The following is a 21826-nucleotide window of genomic DNA, read 5'->3' as shown; positions in this document are numbered from 1 at the left end:
GCGGGCCGCGGCGCGGCAGCGACCGCCTGCCCCACTTGGGCGCGTGTCGCGGCTTTTGCGGAGTGTTCGGCCGAATTGTCACTTCCTTCCCGCCATAGTGCGGGCATGACACGCACCTCCCTCCCTTCGCGCCTGCGTACCCGTGCGCGCGTCGGCAGCGCGCTGCTCTGCGCCGCCCTCCTCGCCGTCACGTTCCAGACCACCGCCGCGGCACCCGCCTCCGCCGGCGGCCCGGGCGGCCACGGCGGACGCGACTGTGTGCGGACCGAGCACCCCTTCGGCAGCCAGGCCCGCCGCGTCCTGGACATCACCCGCAAGGCCAAGGACGACCTCCATCTGAAGTCCGTGGAGCTGCGGGTGACGGTCGACGGACGCGAGGTCGTCACCGACGCGCTCGGCGAGTCCATGACCAACGTCCCGGCCGAGCCGAACATGCACTTCCGCGCCGGCTCCGTGGCCTTCGCCCACATCGGCACGGCCCTCCTCCAGCTGGTCGAGGAGCGGAGGGTCCGGCTCGACGACACCGTGGAGCGCTGGCTGCCCGATCTGCCCAAGGCCGACCGGATCACCCTGCGGATGCTGGCCACGAACACCACCGGCCTCCACGACTACGTCACCGACCCGGACTTCCTCGCCGAGCTCGAGGCGCACCCGTTCCGCCAGTGGACCCCGCAGGAGCTGCTCGCGTTCCCCCTCCGCCACTCGTTCTGGTACGAGCCGGGCACCAGCTGGAGCTACTCCCACGCCAACTACCTGCTCCTGTCGATCGCACTGGAGAAGATCACCGGCACCCGGATCGACGAGTTGCTGAAGGAGCGGGTCTGGGGCCCCCTCGGGCTCCGCAACACGCAGAACAACTTCACTCCGGACATCCCGAGCCCCGTCCTGCACGCCTTCACCTCCGACCGCGGCATCTACGAGGAGTCCACCTTCTGGAACCCTTCGTGGACCACGGCGCCCGGTGCGGTGATCACCACGCACATCTGTGACCTGGCGCGTTCGGCGCAGGCGATCGGCAGCGGCGAACTCCTCTCGCCGCGCGGCTACCGGACGCTGCTCAACCCGGGCACGGTCGGCCTCGGCGGCGCGACCGCGAGCTGTCCCGCCACGATCTGTCTGAAGCAGACCGAGGCCGCGCACTTCGGCCTGGGTGTCATCGTGGTCAACGGTTGGGTGGTCCAGAACCCGTCGTTCTCGGGCTACGCGGCGATCCAGGCGTACCTCCCGTCCGACCGTCTCGCCATCGCGGTCTCCACCACCAAGACCGCGAACGCCCCCGAGGGCAACACGGCCGAGGTCATCGCCGAGCGCATCTCGGCCGAGCTCGCCCCTGGCACCCCGCTGTCGCTCGGCTGACCCGCGGGACGCCCCGCCGGCGCCCTCAGGGGGTGGGTCGGCGGGGGTCCGGTGGGCCGAACAGCTCGTCCTGCGCCGCGTCGCGGGCGGCCAGGAGGGCGCCGCGGAGGACCGCGGTGTCGCCGAGGTCGGTGGCGCGGACCTCGGTGCGCAGGGGCGAGAGTGCGGCGAGTTCGGCCTCGACACGGGCGGCGAGCTCCCGGCCGCCGCGGTGGCCGGTCTCGCCGCCGAGGACCACGCAGCCCGGGTCCAGGACCGAGGCCACAGCCGCGGCACCGACCGCGAGGCGCCGGGCGAGGGCGTCGAGGAACGGGCCGTGGCCGGAGGTGAGCGCACCGGCCGGGTCCAGGCCGTGCTCGACGGCGAGGGCCTGGACCGCGGCCGCGCAGGCCAGCTCGTGGAAGCCGCCCTCGCAACCGGTCGCGGAGGGTAGCCCGGAGGTGCCGGGCACCGGCAGGAAGCCGAGTTCGCCCGCGCCGCCGGAGGCTCCGCGGCGCAGCCGGCCGTCCAGTACGACGGCCGCGCCGACGCCCTGGCCGAGCCAGAGCAGGACGAAGGTGTCGCGGTCGCGGGCGGCCCCCGCACGCTGCTCGGCGACGGCCGCGAGGTTGGTCTCGTTCTCGACGAGCACGGTCGCGGGCAGTCGCTCCTGCAGGGCGTCGATCAGCCGTCGGTGCCACTCGGGAAGCTTCGCCGAGTCACGCAGCGCGCCCGTGGCCGGGTCGATCAGCCCGGGCGCGCCGACGGCGACGCTGTGCAGCCGCTCCACCCCGGCCGATTTCGCGGTCCGTTCGAGGAGCGCGACGGCCTTCTCGACGGCCGGTCCGGTCCCGTCCTCCCCGCCGATCGGGGCCGAGGCCTCGGCGAGCGTGGTGCCGAGCAGGTCGGCGACGGTGAGCGAGACGGAGGTGGTCCGCACGTCGAGGGCGGCGAGATGCGCGCGCTCGGCGACGATCCCGTAGAGCTTGGCGTTGGGCCCGCGCCGCTCCGCGCCGGACTCCCCCACGACGCGGACGAGTCCCGAGCCCTGGAGTCGTTCGACGAGGTCGGCGACGGTGGGCCGGGAGAGGCCGGTCAGGGTCTTCAGCTGAGTCGCCGTCAACGGCCCTTCGTCCTGGAGCAGTCGCAGGGCGAGCCGGTCGTTGATGGCCCGGGCGGTGCTCGGGGATGCGGGCATACCGGGATCCTCTCAGACTCTCGTTCGCGGGCGCCCCGCCACCGGGTCTATTTATCAGGCAGGGTTCCTGATAGTTTACGGCGCACCATGACGAGGGAGGGCACATGACGGGCGAGACCGTCTTCAGTACCGAGCGGCTGCGGCGGGCCCGATTCGCCGTCGCCGCCGTCTTCTGCGTCCACGGTGCGGTCACCGGCAGCTTCGCCACCCGCATCCCCTGGATCCAGGACCACGCGGGCGTCAGCGCGGGCCAGCTCGGACTCGCCCTGGCCTTCCCCGCCGTCGGCGCCTCGCTGGCCATGCCGCTGGCCGGCGCGATCAGCCATCGCTTCGGCGCCCGCACCGCGCTGCGCGGACTGCTCGCCCTCTGGACGATGGCCCTGATCCTGCCGTCCCTCGCCCCGAACATCTACGGGCTCTGCGCGGCGCTCTTCGTCTACGGCGCCACCGCCGGCATGTCCGACGTGGCGATGAACGCCCTCGGTGTCGAGGTCGAGAACCGCCTCGACAAGTCGATCATGTCCAGCCTGCACGGCATGTGGAGCGCGGGCGCTCTCATCGGCTCCGCCGCCGGTACCGTCGCCGCCCACCTCGGCGGGGACGCCCGTCTCCACCACCTCATCGCGGCGCTCGTGCTGACCGCGCTCGGCCTCGCCTTCTGCCAGGGCGTGCTCGATCTGCAGAGCGCCCCCGACGAGGAGCCGCCGCCGCGCTTCTCGCTGCCGCCGAAGTCCGCCCTGATCATCGGCGCCATCGGATTCTGCGGGGTGTTCGCCGAGGGGGCGAGCCTGGACTGGTCGGCGGTCTATCTGCGGGACGAGCTCGGCTCGTCGGCCGGGGTCGCGGCGGCCTCCACCACCGCCTTCGCCCTGACCATGGCCATCGCCCGGCTGGTCGGGGACCGGGTGGTGGACCGGTTCGGAGCCGTACGGACGGTACGGGTCGGGGGCGTAGCCGCGACCGTGGGCGGGCTCCTCGTGGTCCTCGCCCCGCACGCCGCCGCCGCGATGGCCGGATTCGGGCTGATCGGGCTCGGGGTCGCCGTCGTCGTGCCGCTCGCCTTCGCCGCGGCCGGCCGCAGCGGCCCCAACCCCAGCCAGGCCATCGCGGGCGTCGCCACCATCACGTACACCTCGGGTCTCATCGCCCCGTCCGCGATCGGCGGCATCGCCGACGCCACCTCGCTGATGTTCTCCTTCGGCCTGGTCACGCTGCTCGCCTTCGGTCTGGTGCTCGGCGCCGGGGTGCTCCGCCAGGGCTCCCGGCCCACGAGCGCGGCCGCGGCCGGGAGCGGAAGCCCCGCGGCGAGTTCGGGCAAGGTCTCGTAGAGATCGCGGACACCGCCACGGAACCCCGGTGACCAGCGGCGCATTACCATATGGCTGATCTTTTTCGGCTGATGTCTCGCGCGGCGAACCGGCCACCGGAACCGGAGAACTGGAGCGACCCCATGAACCTCGGCGTGCGCTGGACCCTGCACGGCGACGGACGAACACCCGCTCCAGGAGCCGTCGTCCGCCCGGACGAGCGACTCTCCTGGCCCCGCACGGTCGGCCTCGGCGCGCAGCACGTGGTGGCGATGTTCGGCGCGTCCTTCGTGGCGCCCGTGCTCATGGGGCTCGACCCGAACCTCGCGATCATGATGTCCGGCGTCGCGACGGTGATCTTCCTGCTCGCGACGCGGGGCACGGTCCCCAGCTATCTGGGCTGCTCGCTCTCCTTCGTCGGGGTCGCCGCGGCCATCCGGGCCTCCGGCGGCACCAGCGCGACCGTCACCGGCGCGGTGCTGGTCGTCGGCGTGGTGTTGTTCCTGGCGGGTCTGGCGGTACGGAAGTTCGGCGCTCGGATCATCCACGCGGCGATGCCGCCGATCGTCACCGGCGCCGTGGTCATGCTGATCGGCTTCAACCTCGCCCCGGTCACCGCCGCCACCTACTGGCCGCAGGACCAGTGGACGGCTCTGCTGGTCATGCTGTTCACCGGTCTTGCCGTGGTCTGTCTGCGCGGCTTCTGGTCGCGCATCGCGATCTTCCTCGGCCTGATCTTCGGCTACGGCATCTCCTGGGTCTTCGACCTGGTCTTCGGCAAGATCCACTCGATGTCCCCGAGCGGCCAGGTCACCGACCACTGGCGCCTCGACCTCTCGGGCGTCTCCCAGGCCGACTGGATCGGCCTGCCCTCCTTCCACGGCCCGAGCTTCGAGTGGTCGGCGATCCTCGTCGCGCTGCCCGTCGTGATCGCCCTGATCGCCGAGAACGCCGGTCACGTCAAGGCCGTCGGCGAGATGACCGGCGACGCGCTCGACGACAAGCTCGGCACCGCGATCGCGGCGGACGGCGCCGCCTCGATGCTGTCGACCGCCGTGGGCGGCCCGCCGAACACCACGTACTCCGAGAACATCGGCGTCATGGCCGCCACCCGCGTCTACTCCACCGCCGCCTACTGGGCCGCGGCCGGCTTCGCGCTGCTCTTCGGCCTCTGCCCCAAGTTCGGCGCGGTCGTCGCCGCGATCCCCGGCGGTGTGCTCGGCGGCATCACGGTGATCCTGTACGGCATGATCGGCCTGCTCGGGGCCCAGATCTGGATCAACGCCAAGGTCGACCTGCGCAACCCGCTCAACCTGGTGCCGGCCGCGGCGGGCATCATCATCGGCGTCGGCGGCGTCAAGCTGACCTTCACCGACACCTTCGAGCTCGGCGGGATCGCGCTGGGCACGCTCGTCGTGATCACCGGCTACCACGTGCTGCGGGCCTTCGCCCCGGCGCACATGAAGCAGCAGGAGCCCCTGCTGGACGCCGGCACCAGCTCGTACGAGGGCACCGTCGACGAGGAGTCCGCCACCAAGTCGTAGGCATATTCCCCCGTTCTGGGGAAGCCGGGCCCGGAGAGTTCCCTCCCGGGCCCGGCTGCTGAAACGCTGCCCCCATGGCGCAGACCCAGCAGATCGGCACTCAGCAGATCGGGCAGTTCACCGCGGTCGACCCGGTGGTCGAGCGGATGCGTGCCATCCGCGCGGGCTGGCATCCGACCGACGGTGTCGCCGTCTTCAACCGCGTCTATCTGACCGTCACCGAGGAGATCGGCCACGCCATCGACGCGGGCACCTTCTCCGACCGGCGGGCCGCCGCGACCCTCGACGTCCGCTTCGCGGAGCGCTATCTCTCGGTGGTCGACGCCGTCGCCACCGGATGCCCCGCCCCGGCCTGCTGGCGGCCGCTCTTCCACTACCGGCGCCACCCCGGCGTACGGCCGCTGCAGTTCGCGCTGGCCGGGATCAACGCGCACATCGGACACGATCTGGCCCTCGCCGTGATCGACACCTGCGAGGCACTGGACTGCGCGCCCCGGGATCTGGAGGACGAGTTCGACCGCGTCGGCGACATCCTCGTCCTCCTCGAGGAGCGCATCCGCGAGGAAGTGATGCCGGGCCCGGATCTGCTGGAGATCACGGATCCACTGACGCATCTGCTGGGCTGCTGGAGCCTGGAACGGGCCCGCGACGGGGCCTGGCTCGCCGCCCGCTCGCTCTGGCAACTGCGGGAGCTGCCCGACCTGGCCGAGGAGTTCCGGGAACGCCTCGACCGGTCGGTGGGTCTGGTGGGGCGGATGCTGCTGACGCCGCTCGCACGGCACGGCTGACCGCTCTCGCGGCCGCTCGCACACCGGTGCTGTCCGCCCCACTCCCCCAACGGGACCGGCCCCCGGGAAGTTCCACAGGGGCCGGTCTCCGTATGTGCTGCTGGGTCAGTCCTCCGGAAGCTCCACCGGGGCGATCTCGTCGTACACGTCGCCCGGGCCCGGGTTGGAGGCGTCGGTCGCGCCGCCGAAGTGGTGCATCACGCCCCACACGGCGTTCAGCGCGGTCTGCACGGCGCCCTCCGCCCAGCCGGCCGTCCAGGAGATGTCGTCGCCCGCGAGGAAGATGCCCCGCTTGTCCTCCGGCAGCCGGTCCTGCATGAAGTGGGTGAACAGGCGGCGCTGGTAGCGGTAGTGGCCCGGCAGGTTCGCCTTGAAGGCGCCCATGAAGTAGGGCTCGTTCTCCCAGGAGACCGTCACCGGGTTACCGATGATGTGCTTCCGGATGTCGACCTTCGGGTAGATCTCGCCGAGCGACTTCAGCATGACCTCCATCCGCTCGTTCGCGGACAGCGGCAGCCACTTCAGGCTGTCGTCGCACCAGGTGTACGAGAGGCAGATGACGGCCGGCTTGTCCGGGCCGTCGTCGAGCAGGTACGTGCCGCGGGTCATCCGGTCGGTCAGCGTCATCGACATGACGTCCCGGCCCGTCTCCTCGTCCTTGTCCAGCCAGAACGGCCGGTCCACGGGCACGAAGAGCTTCGAGGACTCCATGTAGTGGGTGCGCTCGATCGCCGTCCAGTGGTCGATCGGGAAGAGCGAGTCGCCACACGCGATCTTGGAGAGCAGCATCCAGGACTGGGCGGTGAAGATCGCCGCCTGGTACGTACGGATGTCGCCGGAGGCGTCCGTGACGGTGATCCGGTTGCCGGCGGTGCGGTTCAGCCGGGTCACGGCGGGCTTCGGGTCGCCCTCGTGCAGGGACTTCAGGGAGGTGCCCTGCGCCCAGTGGACGATCTTCTCCGGCTCGCGCTCCCACAGGCGCAGCGGCAGCTGCTGCGAGCCGCCCACGATGCCGCGGTGGTGGTCGTCGGCCTCGGTGTAGACGACGCGGAGGATCTCCAGGATGGAGTTGGGGAAGTCGGTGTCCCAGCCGCCGGTCCCGAAGCCGACCTGGCCGAAGATCTCGCGGTGCCGGAAGGACTTGAACGCCTCCGACTCGCACAGGAAGCCGTAGAAGGTCTGGTTGTCGAGCTTCTCGACGAGCTTCGACCAGATCTCGCGGATGCGCGGGACGTCGCGCTCGCGCATGGCCTGGTTCATGTCGGAGAAGTCGGCGCCCTCGTCCAGGCAGGCGTTCCACGCGTTCATCACGTCGCGGTAGACCTGCGGGAGGTCGTCGACGGTCTGCGCGTAGTGCGACTCGCCCTTGAGGTCGACGACGGTCGAAGGGGTCGACTCGGCCAGCGGGTTGGGGAAGGGCTGCGTCTCCAGGCCCACCAGGTCGATGTAGTGCTGGAACGCGGTCGAGGAGGGCGGGAAGCGCATGGCGCCCATCTCCGCTGTCAGGCCCTCCGTGCCCGTGCCCTCGAAGCCGACCGTGCGCAGCCGGCCGCCGATCTGGTCGGCCTCGTAGACGACGGGCTTGAGGCCCATCTTCATCAGCTCGTACGCGGCGATGATGCCGGAGAGACCGCCGCCGATGACGGCGACCTCGGTGCCGTGCTCGGTCGCGGGTATCTGGCCGAGCCCGGCCGGGTGGGCCAGGAAGTCGTCGTAGGCGTACGGGAAGTCCGGACCGAACATGGTGATCGGCGGCTGGCCGTCGCTGTGCGGGACGGCGGTCGTGGGCACCGTGGACGTCATGGGGTACGGACTCCTTGCGGGGAAAGCGGGGAAGTGCGGGAAGAGAGGGCGACGGCTCAGACGAGGGAGCCGTAGAGGCCGGGGCGCCGGTCGCGGAGGTACGGGTTGTCCTTGCGGGAGGCGGCGAGGAGGGCGGGGTCCACGTCGCCGACGACGAGGTCCTCGCCGCGGCCGGCGCGGACCCGGGCGGTGCCGTCCGGGGCGGCGAGCGTGGAGAGCCCGACGAACTCGAAGTCGCCCTCGGGGCCGGTCCGGTTGGCGTACGCGATGTAGAGCTGGTTCTCGAAGGCGCGCACGGGGACGACGGATTCGGGCACGACCTCGGCGGGGTGCATGAGCGCGGTCGGCACGAGGAGGAGGTCGGTACCGGCCAGGGCATGCGCCCGTACGTTCTCGGGGAACTCGACGTCGTAGCAGATCATCATGGAGACCGTGAGGCCGCCGAGCTCCGTCTGGACCACGGCCTCGTCGCCGGGCGTGAACCAGTGGTGCTCGAAGTCGCCGAAGAGGTGGGTCTTGCGGTAGCGCAGGAGGGTGGTTCCCTCGGCGCCGATGAGCTGGGCGGCGTTGTACAGGACCCCGTGCTGCTCGGTGTCCCGCTCCGGGTAGCCGTAGCCGACGGCCAGGCCGTGGCGCGCGGCGATGGCCGCGACGGCGCGGGCGGAGGGACCGTCGGCAGGCTCGGCCAGGCGTGCCATGTCGGCGCCGATCGCGTAGCCGGTCAGGAAAAGCTCGGGGGCGAGCAGCAGCCCCGCTCCGGCCTCGGCCGCGCGGGCGGCGGCCTCGTCGAGGATCTTCAGATTGGCGGCCACGTCACCGAGCTCACCGGAGCTCTGGAGCAGGGCGGTGCGCAGCGCGGGCATGGGCGATCCTCAGGGGTCCGAAGGACGGGGGGAGACGTCAAAAACGGTACGGTTCCGGGCTCGACCGGGACAAGGCGCGACCGTTGCGGACCGACCGTCGAACCGTTGCGCGATGCACGGGTGCCGCGGCGATTCGTTGCGCGCCCTCTCATGCCCCGGTCGGAGGGCTTCCCCGCCGTGCGGCGGAGACACGGACCGTCCTGTGGCGCGACGACCCGGGGCGGGCCGCGCGGAAGAGTGGTCGCTGTCCGGTTGACCTGCCGAAAGGACCGACATGAACCGCCGTACGAAGATCGCAGCCCTGGCCGCCGCCGCACTGATCACCGCCGGTGCGGCGGGCTCCGCAGTCGCCTCCGGCGACGGCGAGGGCGGCAGCCGTGAGGCGGCCGCGCTGACCGGCAGCGCGAAGATCTACCGGGTGGCCAGCGACGACATCACGTTCTCGTTCGACGCCCATCTGGCGGCGAAGGACAACAAGAACCCCGAGGCGGCCACTGGCACCTTCAGGTTCAGCCACTACAAGGGGGACTGGGGCGGCTACGCCGTGGTGAAGGTCGACTGCCTGGCCACGGGCGGGAAGGTGGCCACGGTGACGGGGCGGGTCGTCGAGACCGATGTGAAGGAGTTCCAGGACCGGCGCATCGGCGTCTCGGTGCACGACCTGGGCAAGCACGATCGGCTCGGCTACAGCTGGCTGACCCAGGGCCCGGACCAGGGCGACGTGCCCCCGTGCCACAGCCCGGCGCCGTTCGAGAAGACGAAGGCCGGGACGGGCGACTTCAAGGTGCTGCCCTGGCAGCTCGAGTACCCGACGGAGTAGCGGGAAAGTCCGGAGGGCGGTGCGGGAACCACGGCCCGCACCGCCCCGGCTGCCCTCGGAAGCGCGGGGCTAGGGCCTGTCCGGCGGATCAGGGTCGGACAGGCCCTACGCGGGTGAGCCGGAGGAGAAGCGCCGCAGCAGCGGCGAGAGCACCAGGACCGACTTGGTGCGTTCCACGAACGGCTCGCCCGCGATCCGCTCCAGGACGCGCTCGAAGTGGCGCATGTCGGAGGCGAAGACCTGCACGACGGCGTCCGCGTCGCCGGTGACGGTCGACGCGGACACCACCTCGGGGTAGCGCTCCAGACCCCGCCGGATGTCGTCCGGCGAGGTGTTGTGGCGACAGTAGATCTCGACGAACCCCTCGGTCTCCCAGCCGAGCGCCGCCGGGTCCACCCGTACGGTGAAGCCGGTGATGGCGCCTTCGGCCCGGAGCCGGTCCACGCGCCGCTTGACGGCGGGCGCGGACAGACCGACGAGCGAGCCGATGTCGGCGTAGGAGCGACGGGCGTCCTCCGCGAGGGCGTGGACGATGCGTTCGTCGAGGTCGTTGAGTCGCACTACGGGTGGATCACTTCTCTGCGGTAGCCAGACGGGAGCGGCGCATGCCGTACAGGAAGTAGAACACGAGGCCCGCGGCCATCCAGCCACCGAAGTACACCCAGGTGATCACGTCGAGGCTGTACATGCTGTAGCCGCAGCAGATGAAGCCGAGCACGGCGAACACCGGGCCGAACGGAACCTTGAACGAGCGTTCCATGTCGGGGCGGGAGACGCGGAGCACCACGACAGCGACGTTGACCAGGGCGAACGCGAAGAGCGTGCCGATGCTGGTGGCGTTGACCAGCTCGCCGAGCGGGACGACGGCGGCGAGACCACCGCAGAGCAGCGAGACGATGAGGGTGTTGGTGCGCGGCGTGCCGGTCTTGGCGTCGACCTTGCCGAACACCTTGGGCACGAGGCCGTCGCGGGACATCGCGAACAGGATGCGGGTCTGTCCGTACAGGACGGTGAGGACCACGCTGGCGATGGAGATGACCGCTCCGGCGGCGAGCAGGGTGCCCCAGAAGCTCTGTCCGGTGACGTCGTTCATGATGGCCGCGAGCGACGCCTCGGAGCCCGCGAACTTCTTCCAGTCCCAAGCACCCACGGCGACCGCGGCGACGAGGACGTACAGCGCGGTGACGATGACCAGCGAGAGCATGATCGCCCGGGGCAGGTCGCGCTTGGGGTTCTTGGCCTCCTCGCCGGCGGTGGAGGCGGCGTCGAAGCCGATGTACGAGAAGAAGAGGATGGCTCCCGCAGCGCCGACGCTCCCGATGCCGAGCGGCATGAAGTCGGAGTAGTTGCCGGACTTGAAGCCCATGAAGCCGACAGCGCAGAAGAGCACGAGCGCCGCTATCTTCACCCCCACCATGATCGTGTTCGCGCGGGCCGACTCCTTGGCGCCGCCGAGCAGGAACAGCATGGCGAGGACGACCACGATGAGGGCCGGCAGGTTGAACACGCCTCCGTCACCGGGGGGCGCGCTGAGCGCGTCGGGGAGGGTGACGCCGATCGTGCCGTTGAGCAGCTCGTTGAGGTAGTCGCCCCAGCCGACCGCCACGGCGGCGACGGACACGCCGTACTCCAGCATCAGACACCAGCCGCAGACCCAGGCGACCAGTTCACCCATGGTTGCGTACGCATACGAGTACGAGGAGCCCGCGACGGGGATGGTGCCGGCCAGCTCGGCGTACGAGAGGGCCGAGAACAGCGCGGTGAGGCCGGCGAACACGAAGGCGAGCGTCACGGCGGGGCCGGCCTCGGGAACGGCCTCCCCAAGGACGACGAAGATGCCCGTGCCGAGCGTGGCGCCGATGCTGATCATGGTCAGCTGCCACATCGACAGCGAGCGGCGGAGAGAACCGCCCTCACCCTGGCCACCCTCGGCGACCAGGCGTTCTACCGGCTTGCGCCGAGTCAGGGCGGAGAGCCCTGAGGTCTTGGGGACGGTCGGCTCGGTGGCCGGTGAGGCTGTGCCTTGATCCAGCACTGCGGAGGCTCCTTGATCGCTGCCTGTCGAAATGCGACGACCACGGCGGTACGCGGGCATGCCGAGCAAGCCCGCGAGGGAGGGGGAACCGCCGAGCTGACGGTCGCCGCCACTCCTGGTACGAGGCATGAGCCTAAGCCTTTACGCTTCGCGTCCGTAATGCAGGGTTGTTGCGCACCTGCGGATGATCATTGCGCACTTGCCGAGCAGACGGGGAAACATTGCGCCCCGCCGCATGAATCGACACATCGGGGTGTGAACCACCTCCGGCGTGCGCATGGACTTCTCATGCCCGATGACCCACTCTGCGAGCCCTCTCAGTCCCCTCGAACGGAGGAGGTATCGGTGGGCTGGCTCGACCCGGAACCCTTTCTGCGCGGTACGGCGTGGCTCGACGGGAGACGCGCGGTGCGCGCCGATCCCGCCGATCTCGACCGGCTCCCCTGGGACACCGTCGAGCGGTCCGCTCTGCCCATCGGGGTACGGGTGGAGTTCACGGCCACGCCGGACACCCGGGCGGTCGAGCTGCGCTACCGGACGGCTGCACCGGGTTCCCTGCCGCACTGCTTCGCGCTCTGGCGGGGCGAAGACCGGGTGGGCGAGACCTTCACGGTCCCGGCGAAGGACGCGACGATCGGACTCGAACTACCGCCCGGTGGAGGGACATTCACGGTCCATCCGCCGGAGAGCCAGGCGCCCGTGGTCCTCGGGCTGCGCGCGCTGGGCGGCTCGCTCGCGCCCGCGCCCCGGCGCCGGCGCTGGCTGGTGCACGGCGACTCGATCACCGAGGGCTGGTGGTCGACCCGGCCCGCCCTCTCCTGGCCGGCGACGGCGGGGCGGACGCTCGGCCTGGACACGGTCAACCTCGGCTTCGCGGGCGGCGCGCGCGGGGAGCTCCCGCTCGCAGAACAGCTCGCGAGCCTCCCCGGCGAACTCGTCACTCTCGCCTTCGGCACCAACTGCTGGTCCAGGGCGCCCTGTTCGGCGGGCTGGCTGTACGAGACGGTCCGCGCCTACGTCGGTCTCGTGCGCCGCGGCCACCCCGACGCCCCGCTGCTGATCCTCTCCCCCGTGCTGCGCCCGGAGGCCGAGACCACCCCCAACGCCCTGGGCGCCACCCTGGAGGACCTGCGAGCGGCCATGGAGCATGCGGGCCGGGACCTGGCGGCGGAGGGCGACGAGCGGCTCCTGGTGCTCTCCGGACGGCCCCTGCTCGGGCCCGAGGACCTGGCGGACGGGCTGCATCCCAACGACCGGGGTCATGCGCGGATGGCCGCGGCGGTCGCGGACGCGCTGCGTCCCCATGTGGGTGGCTGAGTACGACGAAGGCCCCCGCGAGGCGACTCGCGGGGGCCTTCGTACGGACAGCCTTTAGCTCCAGCTGGCGTGCAGCGGCTTGCCCTCGGCGTAACCGGCGGCGCTCTGGATGCCGACCGTGGCCTTCTCCTCGAACTCGGCCAGCGACGCCGCGCCCGCGTAGGTGCAGGAGGAGCGGACACCCGCGATGATCGAGTCGATCAGGTCCTCGACACCCGGACGGGACGGGTCGAGGAACATCCGGGAGGTCGAGATGCCCTCCTCGAAGAGACCCTTGCGGGCCCGGTCGTAGGCCGACTCCTCGCTGGTGCGGTTCTGCACGGCACGCGCGGAGGCCATGCCGAACGACTCCTTGTACGGACGCCCGTCAGCGGTGTGCTGCAGGTCGCCCGGGGACTCGTACGTCCCGGCGAACCAGGAGCCGATCATCACGTTGGACGCACCGGCGGCCAGCGCCATGGCGACGTCGCGGGGGTGCCGGACACCGCCGTCGGCCCAGACGTGCTTGCCGTACTTCTTCGCCTCGGCGGCGCACTCCAGGACGGCCGAGAACTGCGGCCGGCCGACACCGGTCATCATGCGCGTGGTGCACATGGCGCCGGGGCCCACGCCGACCTTGATGATGTCCGCGCCGGCCTCGATGAGGTCGCGGACACCCTCGGCGGCGACGATGTTGCCGGCGACGATCGGAACCTGGGGGTCAAGGGCGCGGACGGCCTTGATCGCGGTGATCATCGACTCCTGGTGGCCGTGCGCCGTGTCGATCACGAGCGTGTCGACGCCCGCGTCGAGGAGCTGCTTGGCCTTGCCCACGAAGTCGCCGTTGATGCCGACGGCGGCGGCGATGCGCAGCTTGCCGTTCGCGTCGGTCGCGGGGGTGTACAGGGTCGCGCGGAGCGCGCCCTTGCGGGTCAGGATGCCGACCAGGCGTCCGTCCTGGTCGACGGCCGGGGCGTAGCGGCGGTTGGCGTGGTCCAGCGTGTTGAACGCCTCGCGCGGCTCGATGTCGGCGTCGAGGAGCAGCAGGTCCTTGGACATGACCTCGGACAGCTGGGTGAAGCGGTCCACGCCGGACAGGTCGGCGTCGGTGACGACACCGACAGGACGGCGGTCGCCGTCGACGACGACACCGGCCTCGTGCGCCCGCTTGGGCAGCAGCGAGAGCGCGTCGGCGACGGTCTGGTGGGGCTCCAGGACGATGGGGGTGTCCAGGACGTGGTGGCGGCTCTTCACCCACGAGATGACGTCGGTGACGACCTCGATGGGGATGTCCTGGGGAATGACGACGAGGCCGCCGCGGCGGGCCACGGTCTCGGCCATGCGGCGGCCGGCGATCGCGGTCATGTTGGCGACGACCAGCGGGATCGTCGTACCGGAACCGTCCGGCGAGGCGAGGTCCACGGCCTGGCGGGAACCCACGGCCGAGCGGCTCGGCACCATGAAGACATCGTCGTACGTCAGGTCGTAGGGCGGCTTGACGTCATTGAGGAAACGCACGTGCTGACATCCCAGTCGTTCGGATCGGCCCCTAGGCATTTCAGCCAGGGGAAAAAGCACGTAGTTCATTGTCCCACGCCAGTACGCATACCAGTCCCGGGCGATTCATCCGAGGCTTGCGGGAGCAGTCTTGTGGGATCGCACGAAGGGAGGGTCAGGAGGTGCCGTCGAGCGCCACGTCGACGTCCTCGGTCTCCGTCCAGAAGCGGTCGTCCGCGTCCTGGAGGCGCGCGGCCGCGTGCCTCATGTGACGCAGCGCGGCGTCCCGGGCCGCCTCGGCGTCGCCCGACTCGACGGCGGCCAGGATCGCGTGGTGTTCCTGGCGGACGTCCTCGATGAAGTCGTCCCGGCGCGCCTCGTTCGCGCGCGTGACCCGGATGCCGCTGCGCAGCACCTCGCCGAGGTAGCGCACGGTGGAGACCATCACCGCGTTGCCGGTCGACTCGGCGATGGACTGGTGGAAGGAGAGGTCCTCGTCCACACCGTCGCCACCGGCCGCGACCGCCGCGTCGATCGCGTCCAGCGCCGCCCGCATGCGGGTGATGTCGGCCGGTGTGGCGCGTGCCGCCGCGAGCGCGGCCGCCTCGCCCTCCATGGCGCGGCGCACCTCCACTATCTGGAGGACCTTGGACTTGGTGGCGGCGGCCTCGGATTCCAGGTCGAGCGGCCGGGTGCGGCGCGGCAGGACGAACACGCCGAGGCCCTGGCGCGGTTCGACGAGGCCGGCGTTGCGCAGCCTGGAGACGGCCTCGCGGACCACCGTGCGACTGACGCCGAGCTGTTTGACCAGCTCGACCTCGGTCGGCAGCTTGTCGCCCTCGGCGATGCGCCCGGACTCGATCTCTTCCGAGAGCACCGCCGCCACTCGGTCCGCGAGCCGGACCGGACCGCTCACCTTGGAAAACATGGTCATCAGTCTATCGGCGCGGAGCCCCGTCGCCCGGCTGAGTCGGTACCCGGGCCGCGACCGCGTCGGCGTGGTCGGCGACGTAGTCCTGGATCACGGCCGCGAAGTCGGGGTCGGCCTCCAGACCGAGCGCCGCGGCGCGCGTGTTGTCGAAGGCGGCGGGCCACGAGCCCACGATGCTCTCGACCGCGGGGTCGGGAGCGATCGTCACCAGGTCGGCGACGGCGTCACCGGCCACACGGCGCAGCGTGGCCAGCATCTCGGCGACCGTGACCGTGAGCGCCGGAAGGTTGACCGGCAGGGAGCCCTCGAGACGGCCCCGTCCGGTGCCGCGCTCGGCCTGGGCGACGCGGAGGATGCCCTCGACCGTACGACGCGGCGACGCCAGGGCGACCCGCAGCTCGGGGTCGACCGGGCAGGTCGCCGGAGTTCCGGCGAGCGGCTCGCGGACGATGCCGGAGAGGAAGCCGGAGGCGGCCGCGTTCGGTTTGCCCGGCCGGACGGACACGGTCATCAGCCGGGTGACGCGGCCGTCGACGAAGCCGCGGCGGGTGTACTCCGCCACCAGCTGCTCGCAGACGAGCTTCTGGATCCCGTAGCTGGACCGCGGGGTGGGCAGGGTCGACTCGGAGACCACCGGCGGCAGCGGCAGCGCGGGATCGGAGCCGTAGACGGCGACGCTGCTGGAGAACACGACGAGCGCTGTCGGGCCCCCGGCCGCCGACTGGGCCCTGGCGGCTTCGAGCAGCGCGCGGGTCGTGTCGATGTTGGCGCTCATGCCGAGGTCGAAGTCGGTCTCGCACTCGGCCGAGACGGCGGAGGCCAGGTGCACGACCACGTCGACCGGCTTCGCGAACAGCTCGTCGAGGTTGTCGACGAGGTCGCCCTGTACGACGTCGACGACGGGGTATCCCCTGCTCGAAGAGCTTGGGGAAGGGTTGGCCGCCTCGGCCTTGCCGTCGGGAACGAATCGGTCGGCGAGCACCAACCGCTCGATGGGTGTGCCGCGGAACGTCCCTGTGTCGAGCAGGGCGCGGGCGACCTGCCGGCCCAGGAAGCCGAAGCCACCCGTGATGACGATCCTCATGCGTTGTCTCCTCGGAGGTTCTGGAAGTCGTCGAGCCAGCCGAGCCCCTCGCTCGTGCCGGCGCGGGGGATGTACTCGCAGCCGATCCAGCCTTCGAAGCCCAACTCGTCGATGACGCCGAACAGATGGCGGATGTCGAGCTCGCCCTCGTCGGGCTCGTGCCGGTCGGGGACGCCGGCGATCTGCAGATGGCCGACCCGGCCGGTGGGCAGGTCGCGGCGCAGGGTGGCGGTGAGGTCGCCCTCGACGATCTGGCAGTGGTAGAGGTCCAGTTGGACCTTGAGGTTCGGGGCGCCCACCTCCCGCACCACGGCGTGCGCGTCGGCCTGCCGGCTGAGGAAGTAGCCGGGCATGTCACGGCCGTTGATCGGCTCGATCAGGATGTCGACGCCCGCCGCGGCGGCCCGCTCCGCCGCGCGGGCGAGGTTGGCCAGGTAGGTGTCGCGGTGCTCGGCGAGTTCGGCCGGTGTCGCGTCCGGACGGACGAGTCCGGCCATCACGTGCACGCGCGGGCAGTCCAGCACCGCCGCGTACTCCAGCGCCCGGTCGATCCCGGCGAGGGTCTCCTTCTCGCGGCCGGGCAGCGCGGCGGTCCCCCGCTCGCCGGCGTCCCAGGCGCCGGGGGGCGCGTTGAAGAGCACCTGCCGCAGGCCGTGGTCGGACAGGCGGCCGCGGAGTTCGGTGGCGTCGTACGCGTACGGGAAGAGGTACTCGACGGCCCGGAAGCCGTCCGCCGAGGCCGCGGCGAAGCGGTCGGGGAAGTCGTGCTCGGTGTACATCATGGACAGGTTCGCGGCGAACCTCGGCATGGTGACTCCTGTGGGGGAAGGGCCGGATCCGCTCCGGAGCGGACGGACCGGATCCGGCCATCGGGACGGGCGCGGGCCCGTCAGCGGTTGACGACCTGCTTGTTCGTGGTCAGCACCGCGACGGCGCCGACGACGAGGCTGAGTGCCAGGACGTACATGGGGATCGAGGTGGAGCCGGTGGCGTCCTTGAGCGCGCCGATCATGTACGGGCTGACGAAGCCGGCGAGGTTGCCCACCGAGTTGATCACGGCCAGACCGGCCGCGGCGGCGGTGCCGCCGAGGAACGCGGTGGGAAGCGACCAGAAGAGCGGCGCGCAGGTGAGCACGCCGGCGGCGGCGAAGGAGAGCGCGACCAGGGACAGCACGGTCGACCCGGACCAGCTCGCGGCGAGCGAGAAGCCGACGGCGCCCATGAGGCTCGGGATCACCAGGTGCCAGCGGCGCTCGCGACGCCTGTCCGCCGAGCGGCCGAAGAGGTTCATCGCGACGAGCGCGGCGAGGAACGGTACGGCGCTGAGCACGCCGATCGCGAGGTTGCCCTTGATGCCGGTCGACTGGACGAAGGTGGGCATCCAGAAGGTCAGCGCGTACTGGCCCATCACGAAGCAGAAGTAGATGAGGCACATCAGCCACACCCTGGGCTCACGGAAGGCGTCCAGGACCCGGCCGTGGACCGACTTGTGGGCGGAGTCCTCGGCGATCGCCCGCTCGACGATCTCCTTCTCCTCGTCGGTGAGCCACTTCGCGTCACGGACGCCGTTGTCGAGGTAGAACAGCGTGGCCACACCGATGAGGAGCGCGGGCAGGGCCTCCAGGAGGAACATCCACTGCCAGCCCTGCCAGCCGTTGACGCCCTGGAACCTGTCCATGATCCAGCCGGAGAGGGGGTTGCCGAAGATGCCCGCGACGGGGATCGCCGACATGAACAGGGCGATGACGCGGGCCCGGCGGTGGGACGGGAACCAGTACGTGCAGTAGAGGATCACGCCGGGGTAGAACCCCGCCTCGGCGGCGCCGAGCAGGAACCGGAGCACGTAGAACGTCGCCTCGTTCGAGACGAACATGAACCCCGCCGAGACCACGCCCCACGTGATCATGATGCGGGCGATCCAGGTGCGCGCGCCGATGCGCTGCAGCATCAGGTTCGAGGGGACCTCGAAGAGGAAGTAGCCGATGAAGAACAGGCCGGCGCCGAGGCCGTACGCCGCCTCGCTGAACCCGAGGTCCGCGGACATCTGCAGCTTCGCGAAGCCGACGTTGACGCGGTCCAGGTACGAGAAGACGTAACAGAGGATGAGGAAGGGGACGATGCGGCGCACGACCTTGCGGAAGACGGCGTTCTCGCGGGCGAGGTCGGGGGCCTCTGCCGTCGTCGCGGTTATGGACATGAACGGAATCCTTCGTAAGCGGCTCAGGGGATTCTCTGACGGGGTGGAGCGCTGGTCACCACGGTGCTCGGAACGTGGACCTCAGTTCGTCGATCGCGTGGTCGGGGAGTGGCTCAGGGCGACGATCGGTCAGGAGCCAGAGGCGTGCCGTCTCCTCGAGTTCTTCGAGGACGGCGAGGGCGGTGGCCGCGTCCGGACCCCAGACGACGGGGCCCAGTCGGTCGAGCAGCACGGCCCTGATCGGGGTGGCGCGAGCGGCGCGGTCGGCGACGGCGGCGGCCACCAGGTCGGCCACGCGCGGGTCGCCGGGCCGGTGGTAGGGGATGAGCGGGACGTGCCCGACCTTCATCACGTAGTACGGAGTGAGGGGCGGGAGCACGTCGTCCGGGCTCCACACGCCGGCCAGGGTTAGTCCGACCAGATGCGTGGAGTGGGTGTGGAGGACGAAGCGGGCCGTGGGGTCGGCCTCGTAGATGCGCCGGTGCAGCGTCAGCGTCTTGCTGGCGCGGTCGCCCGCGACCTGCTCGCCGCCGGCGTCGACCAGCGCGAGCCGGTCGGGTTCGAGAAAACCCAGGGCGGCGTCGGTGGGGGTGATCAGATGACCGCCGCCGACCCGGGCACTGATGTTGCCCGCGCTGGCGTGGACGTAGCCGCGGGCGAACAGGCTCGTGCCCACGCGGACGATCTCGGCGCGCGCCGCGTCCACGGCGCTGTCCGGGAGGTCCGCCGCGCTGTTCGGGAGGTCCGCCGCGCTGTTGCGGAGCCCGGTCACTCGGCGCCCTCCGCGTCCAGGAGCGCGAACGCGTCGGTGAAGAAGCCGGGGCCGCCGAAGTTGCCGGACTTGAGGGTGATGTGGAGCGTGTCCCCGGCCGGCAGGGCCGCGGCGCACCACGGCACACCGGGGTCGATCTGCGGGCCGATGCGCAGCCCGGTGAGGCCGAGCGCCTGGACGACCGCTCCGGAGGTCTCGCCACCCGCGACGACGAGCCGACGGACCCCGCGCTCGACGAGCCCCTGGGCGACCCGGGCCAGGGTCCGTTCCACGAGCTCCCCCGCCTCGGCGGCGCCGAGCCGGCCCTGGACGGTGCGGACGGTGTCGGGGGTCTCGGTGGAGTAGACGAGGACGGGCCCGTCGGCGAGGTGGGCATCGGCGAAGGCCAGCGCCTGCCCGGCGACGTCCTCGCCGGCCGCGATACGCAGCGGGTCCACGCTGAACGCGGGCCGGCCGCTCTTCAGGAACTCGAGGACCTGGCCGTTGGTGGCCTCGGAGACCGATCCGGAGACGACGGCCCGGTGCCCGGACGGCGGCGGGAGCTGCGCGGCAGCGGGCGACGGCCGGAAGCCCCAGTTCGCGGGCAGGCCGATCGCCAGGCCGGACCCTGCGGTCACCAGCGGCATTCCCCGGACCGCCGTGCCCATGCGCACGAGGTCGTCGTTGGAGACGGCGTCGACGATCGCCGTGGCCACGCCGTCGGCGCGCAGCTCGTCGATGCGGGACTTGATCGCCCCGGCGCCGGCGGCGACGACGGTGTGGTCGACGAGGCCGACCGGCCGGGTGGTCTGCGCGCCGAGGACGGAGACCAGGTTGGAGTCGGTCATCGGGGTGAGCGGGTGGTTCCGCATGCCGCTCTCGCCGAGCAGGACGTCTCCCACGAAGAGGTGGCCCTTGAAGACCGTGCGTCCGTTGTCGGGGAAGGCCGGGGTGGCGATGGTGAAGTCGGTGGCAAGCGCGTCCATCAGGGCCTCGGTGACCGGCCCGATGTTGCCGGCCGGTGTCGAGTCGAAGGTGGAGCAGTACTTGAAGTAGATCTGCTCGGCACCGGCCGAGCGCAGCCAGGCGAGGGCCCGCAGCGAGGCGTCGACGGCCTCGGCGGCCGGAACGGTCCGCGACTTGAGGGCGATGACGACGGCGTCGGCGTCCACGTCCCGGCCGGTTTCCGCGGACGGTACGTCGATCAGCTGGACGACGCGCATGCCCGCGCGCACCAGGTTGTTGGCCAGGTCCGTGGCGCCGGTGAAGTCGTCGGCGATGCAGCCGAGTCGGATGCCCATGTCAGCCCTCCGCCTTCGGCAGGTCGACGCCCGGGAAGATCTTGATGACCGCGCTGTCGTCCTCGCGGCCGAAGCCGGACGCCGACGCCTGCAGGAACATCTGGTGCGCCGTGGCGGCGAGCGGGAGCGGGAACCGCTCCGGGCGGGCGGCGTCGAGGACGAGCCCGAGGTCCTTGACGAAGATGTCGACGGCGGACAGTGGCGTGTAGTCGCCGGCGAGGACGTGCGCCATGCGGTTCTCGAACATCCACGAGTTGCCCGCGCTGTGCGTGATGACCTCGTAGAGCGCCTCGGCCGGGACTCCGGCCTTGATGCCGAGGGCCATCGCCTCGGCCGCGGCGGCGATGTGCACACCTGCGAGCAGCTGGTTCACGATCTTGACCTTGGAGCCGAGTCCGGCGCGGTCACCCAGGCGGTAGACCGTGCTGCTCATGGCCTCCAGGAACGGGTCGGCGAGCTCGTACGCCGCAGCGGAGCCGGAGGTCATCATGGTGAGTTCGCCCGTGGCGGCGCGGGCGGCTCCGCCGGAGATGGGTGCGTCCAGGTAGAGCACGCCCCGCTCGGCGAGGCGAGCCTCGAGCTCCTCGGACCAGCCGGGGTCGACGGTGGAGCACATCACGAAGACGGCGCCCGGGCGGAGCCGGTCGGCCGCCCCTTCGGCGCCGAAGAGCACCGACTCGACCTGAGCGGCGTTGACGACCACGCCGACCAGGACGTCCACGGCGGCCGCCAGGTCGCCGGTGGTGGCGTACGCCGTACCGCCGGCCTCGGCGAAGTCCTCGGCCACCTCCGGCCGCAGGTCGTGGACCGCCACGTCGTGGCCCGCCGCCCGCAGGCTGCGGGCCATCCCCAGGCCCATGGCCCCGAGTCCCACGACGCCCACGCGCGGGCGTACCGCCGGCCTGTCCGTGATGCCCTCGTCCCTCATGCCTCTACCTCGTCTCGCTGTGCCTTCCGGGGCGCGAACCCTCGAAGGTGATCGGGTCATATGATGACCTGAGGACGTGCGGGAGTCCAGGGGTCCGGTGGTTCCCGCCCGAAAAGAAAAATCCGGCGCGCGGATACGGAGGTGAGGC

19 protein-coding genes are annotated in these 21826 nt (G+C 71.2%); 6 read left to right on the top strand and 13 right to left on the bottom strand.

Annotated elements, in window-relative coordinates:
- The first annotated feature begins 105 nt into the window (after positions 1 to 105).
- Positions 106 to 1356 (top strand): serine hydrolase domain-containing protein, encoded by a 1251-nt coding sequence (locus ABZ939_RS01920; RefSeq protein ID WP_361847713.1) that lies wholly within the window; start codon positions 106 to 108, stop codon positions 1354 to 1356.
- A gap of 25 nt (positions 1357 to 1381) precedes the next feature.
- On the opposite strand, the gene ABZ939_RS01915 is transcribed toward ABZ939_RS01920, so the two are convergent.
- Positions 1382 to 2533, bottom strand: a complete 1152-nt coding sequence (locus ABZ939_RS01915; protein WP_361847710.1) for an ROK family transcriptional regulator — start codon at positions 2531 to 2533, stop codon at positions 1382 to 1384.
- Positions 2534 to 2637: 104 nt separating this feature from the next.
- Here ABZ939_RS01915 and ABZ939_RS01910 point away from each other — a divergent pair, with 104 nt between their 5' ends.
- The 3 genes from ABZ939_RS01910 (at position 2638) to ABZ939_RS01900 (ending at position 6172) form a co-directional block, all read left to right on the top strand.
- Complete coding sequence (locus ABZ939_RS01910) at positions 2638 to 3861, top strand: MFS transporter (protein WP_361847707.1); 1224 nt, start codon at positions 2638 to 2640, stop codon at positions 3859 to 3861.
- Between the two features lie 122 nt (positions 3862 to 3983).
- Entirely contained in the window at positions 3984 to 5384 is a 1401-nt protein-coding gene (locus ABZ939_RS01905; RefSeq protein WP_361847704.1) for a solute carrier family 23 protein, read from the top strand.
- Positions 5385 to 5458: 74 nt separating this feature from the next.
- A complete protein-coding gene (locus ABZ939_RS01900; RefSeq protein ID WP_361847701.1) occupies positions 5459 to 6172 on the top strand; it encodes a DUF5995 family protein in 714 nt (237 codons plus the stop codon).
- 105 nt (positions 6173 to 6277) lie between these two features.
- Here ABZ939_RS01900 and ABZ939_RS01895 read toward each other — a convergent pair whose 3' ends face one another.
- Together ABZ939_RS01895 and ABZ939_RS01890 are read right to left on the bottom strand one after the other, a co-directional pair.
- On the bottom strand, positions 6278 to 7975 hold the full coding sequence (locus ABZ939_RS01895) for an NAD(P)/FAD-dependent oxidoreductase (protein ID WP_361847699.1): 1698 nt from the start codon (positions 7973 to 7975) through the stop codon (positions 6278 to 6280).
- A gap of 56 nt (positions 7976 to 8031) precedes the next feature.
- Positions 8032 to 8838, bottom strand: coding sequence for a carbon-nitrogen hydrolase family protein (locus tag ABZ939_RS01890; protein WP_361847696.1), 807 nt, complete (start codon positions 8836 to 8838; stop codon positions 8032 to 8034).
- Positions 8839 to 9112: 274 nt separating this feature from the next.
- Between ABZ939_RS01890 and ABZ939_RS01885 the strand changes: the two genes are divergently transcribed.
- Positions 9113 to 9658 carry a Repetin gene (locus tag ABZ939_RS01885; protein ID WP_361847693.1) on the top strand — a complete coding sequence of 182 codons (546 nt, stop codon included), beginning with the start codon at positions 9113 to 9115 and terminating at the stop codon, positions 9656 to 9658.
- Between the two features lie 105 nt (positions 9659 to 9763).
- Here the strand turns inward: ABZ939_RS01885 and ABZ939_RS01880 are convergent, their stop codons facing one another.
- Both ABZ939_RS01880 and ABZ939_RS01875 read right to left on the bottom strand, forming a co-directional pair.
- Positions 9764 to 10219, bottom strand: a complete 456-nt coding sequence (locus ABZ939_RS01880; protein WP_015032260.1) for an Lrp/AsnC family transcriptional regulator — start codon at positions 10217 to 10219, stop codon at positions 9764 to 9766.
- Positions 10220 to 10229: 10 nt separating this feature from the next.
- Positions 10230 to 11693 carry an amino acid permease gene (locus ABZ939_RS01875; protein WP_361847690.1) on the bottom strand — a complete coding sequence of 488 codons (1464 nt, stop codon included), beginning with the start codon at positions 11691 to 11693 and terminating at the stop codon, positions 10230 to 10232.
- A 345-nt stretch (positions 11694 to 12038) separates the two neighbouring features.
- Between ABZ939_RS01875 and ABZ939_RS01870 the strand changes: the two genes are divergently transcribed.
- Positions 12039 to 13010, top strand: coding sequence for a GDSL-type esterase/lipase family protein (locus ABZ939_RS01870; protein WP_361847687.1), 972 nt, complete (start codon positions 12039 to 12041; stop codon positions 13008 to 13010).
- Between the two features lie 54 nt (positions 13011 to 13064).
- Here the strand turns inward: ABZ939_RS01870 and ABZ939_RS01865 are convergent, their stop codons facing one another.
- From ABZ939_RS01865 to ltnD, 8 genes are all read right to left on the bottom strand, one after another.
- Positions 13065 to 14507, bottom strand: coding sequence for a GuaB1 family IMP dehydrogenase-related protein (locus tag ABZ939_RS01865; protein ID WP_361847684.1), 1443 nt, complete (start codon positions 14505 to 14507; stop codon positions 13065 to 13067).
- 154 nt (positions 14508 to 14661) lie between these two features.
- Positions 14662 to 15414 (bottom strand): FadR/GntR family transcriptional regulator, encoded by a 753-nt coding sequence (locus tag ABZ939_RS01860; RefSeq protein ID WP_361847681.1) that lies wholly within the window; start codon positions 15412 to 15414, stop codon positions 14662 to 14664.
- Positions 15415 to 15424: 10 nt separating this feature from the next.
- Positions 15425 to 16501 carry a D-erythronate dehydrogenase gene (gene denD, locus ABZ939_RS01855; RefSeq protein WP_361847679.1) on the bottom strand — a complete coding sequence of 359 codons (1077 nt, stop codon included), beginning with the start codon at positions 16499 to 16501 and terminating at the stop codon, positions 15425 to 15427.
- The gene (gene otnI, locus ABZ939_RS01850; protein WP_361847677.1) at positions 16498 to 17310 is read right to left on the bottom strand and encodes a 2-oxo-tetronate isomerase; all 813 of its coding nucleotides are present in this window, start codon (positions 17308 to 17310) and stop codon (positions 16498 to 16500) included. Before otnI ends, denD begins: the two co-directional genes overlap by 4 nt.
- Positions 17311 to 17390: 80 nt before the next feature.
- A complete protein-coding gene (locus ABZ939_RS01845) occupies positions 17391 to 18698 on the bottom strand; it encodes an MFS transporter (RefSeq protein ID WP_361847674.1) in 1308 nt (435 codons plus the stop codon).
- Positions 18699 to 18753: 55 nt separating this feature from the next.
- The gene (locus ABZ939_RS01840; RefSeq protein ID WP_361847671.1) at positions 18754 to 19470 is read right to left on the bottom strand and encodes an aldolase; all 717 of its coding nucleotides are present in this window, start codon (positions 19468 to 19470) and stop codon (positions 18754 to 18756) included.
- A complete protein-coding gene (gene otnK / locus ABZ939_RS01835) occupies positions 19467 to 20750 on the bottom strand; it encodes a 3-oxo-tetronate kinase (protein WP_361847668.1) in 1284 nt (427 codons plus the stop codon). Before otnK ends, ABZ939_RS01840 begins: the two co-directional genes overlap by 4 nt.
- A 1-nt stretch (position 20751) precedes the next feature.
- Positions 20752 to 21678, bottom strand: coding sequence for an L-threonate dehydrogenase (ltnD, locus tag ABZ939_RS01830; protein WP_361847665.1), 927 nt, complete (start codon positions 21676 to 21678; stop codon positions 20752 to 20754).
- Between the last annotated feature and the right edge of the window lie 148 nt (positions 21679 to 21826).

Source organism: Streptomyces sp. NPDC046712, from assembly GCF_040645695.1.
Lineage (GTDB): Bacteria > Actinomycetota > Actinomycetes > Streptomycetales > Streptomycetaceae > Streptomyces.
Note: the sequence above shows the minus strand (reverse complement) of the source record. Positions and strands in the feature narration are given on the sequence as shown.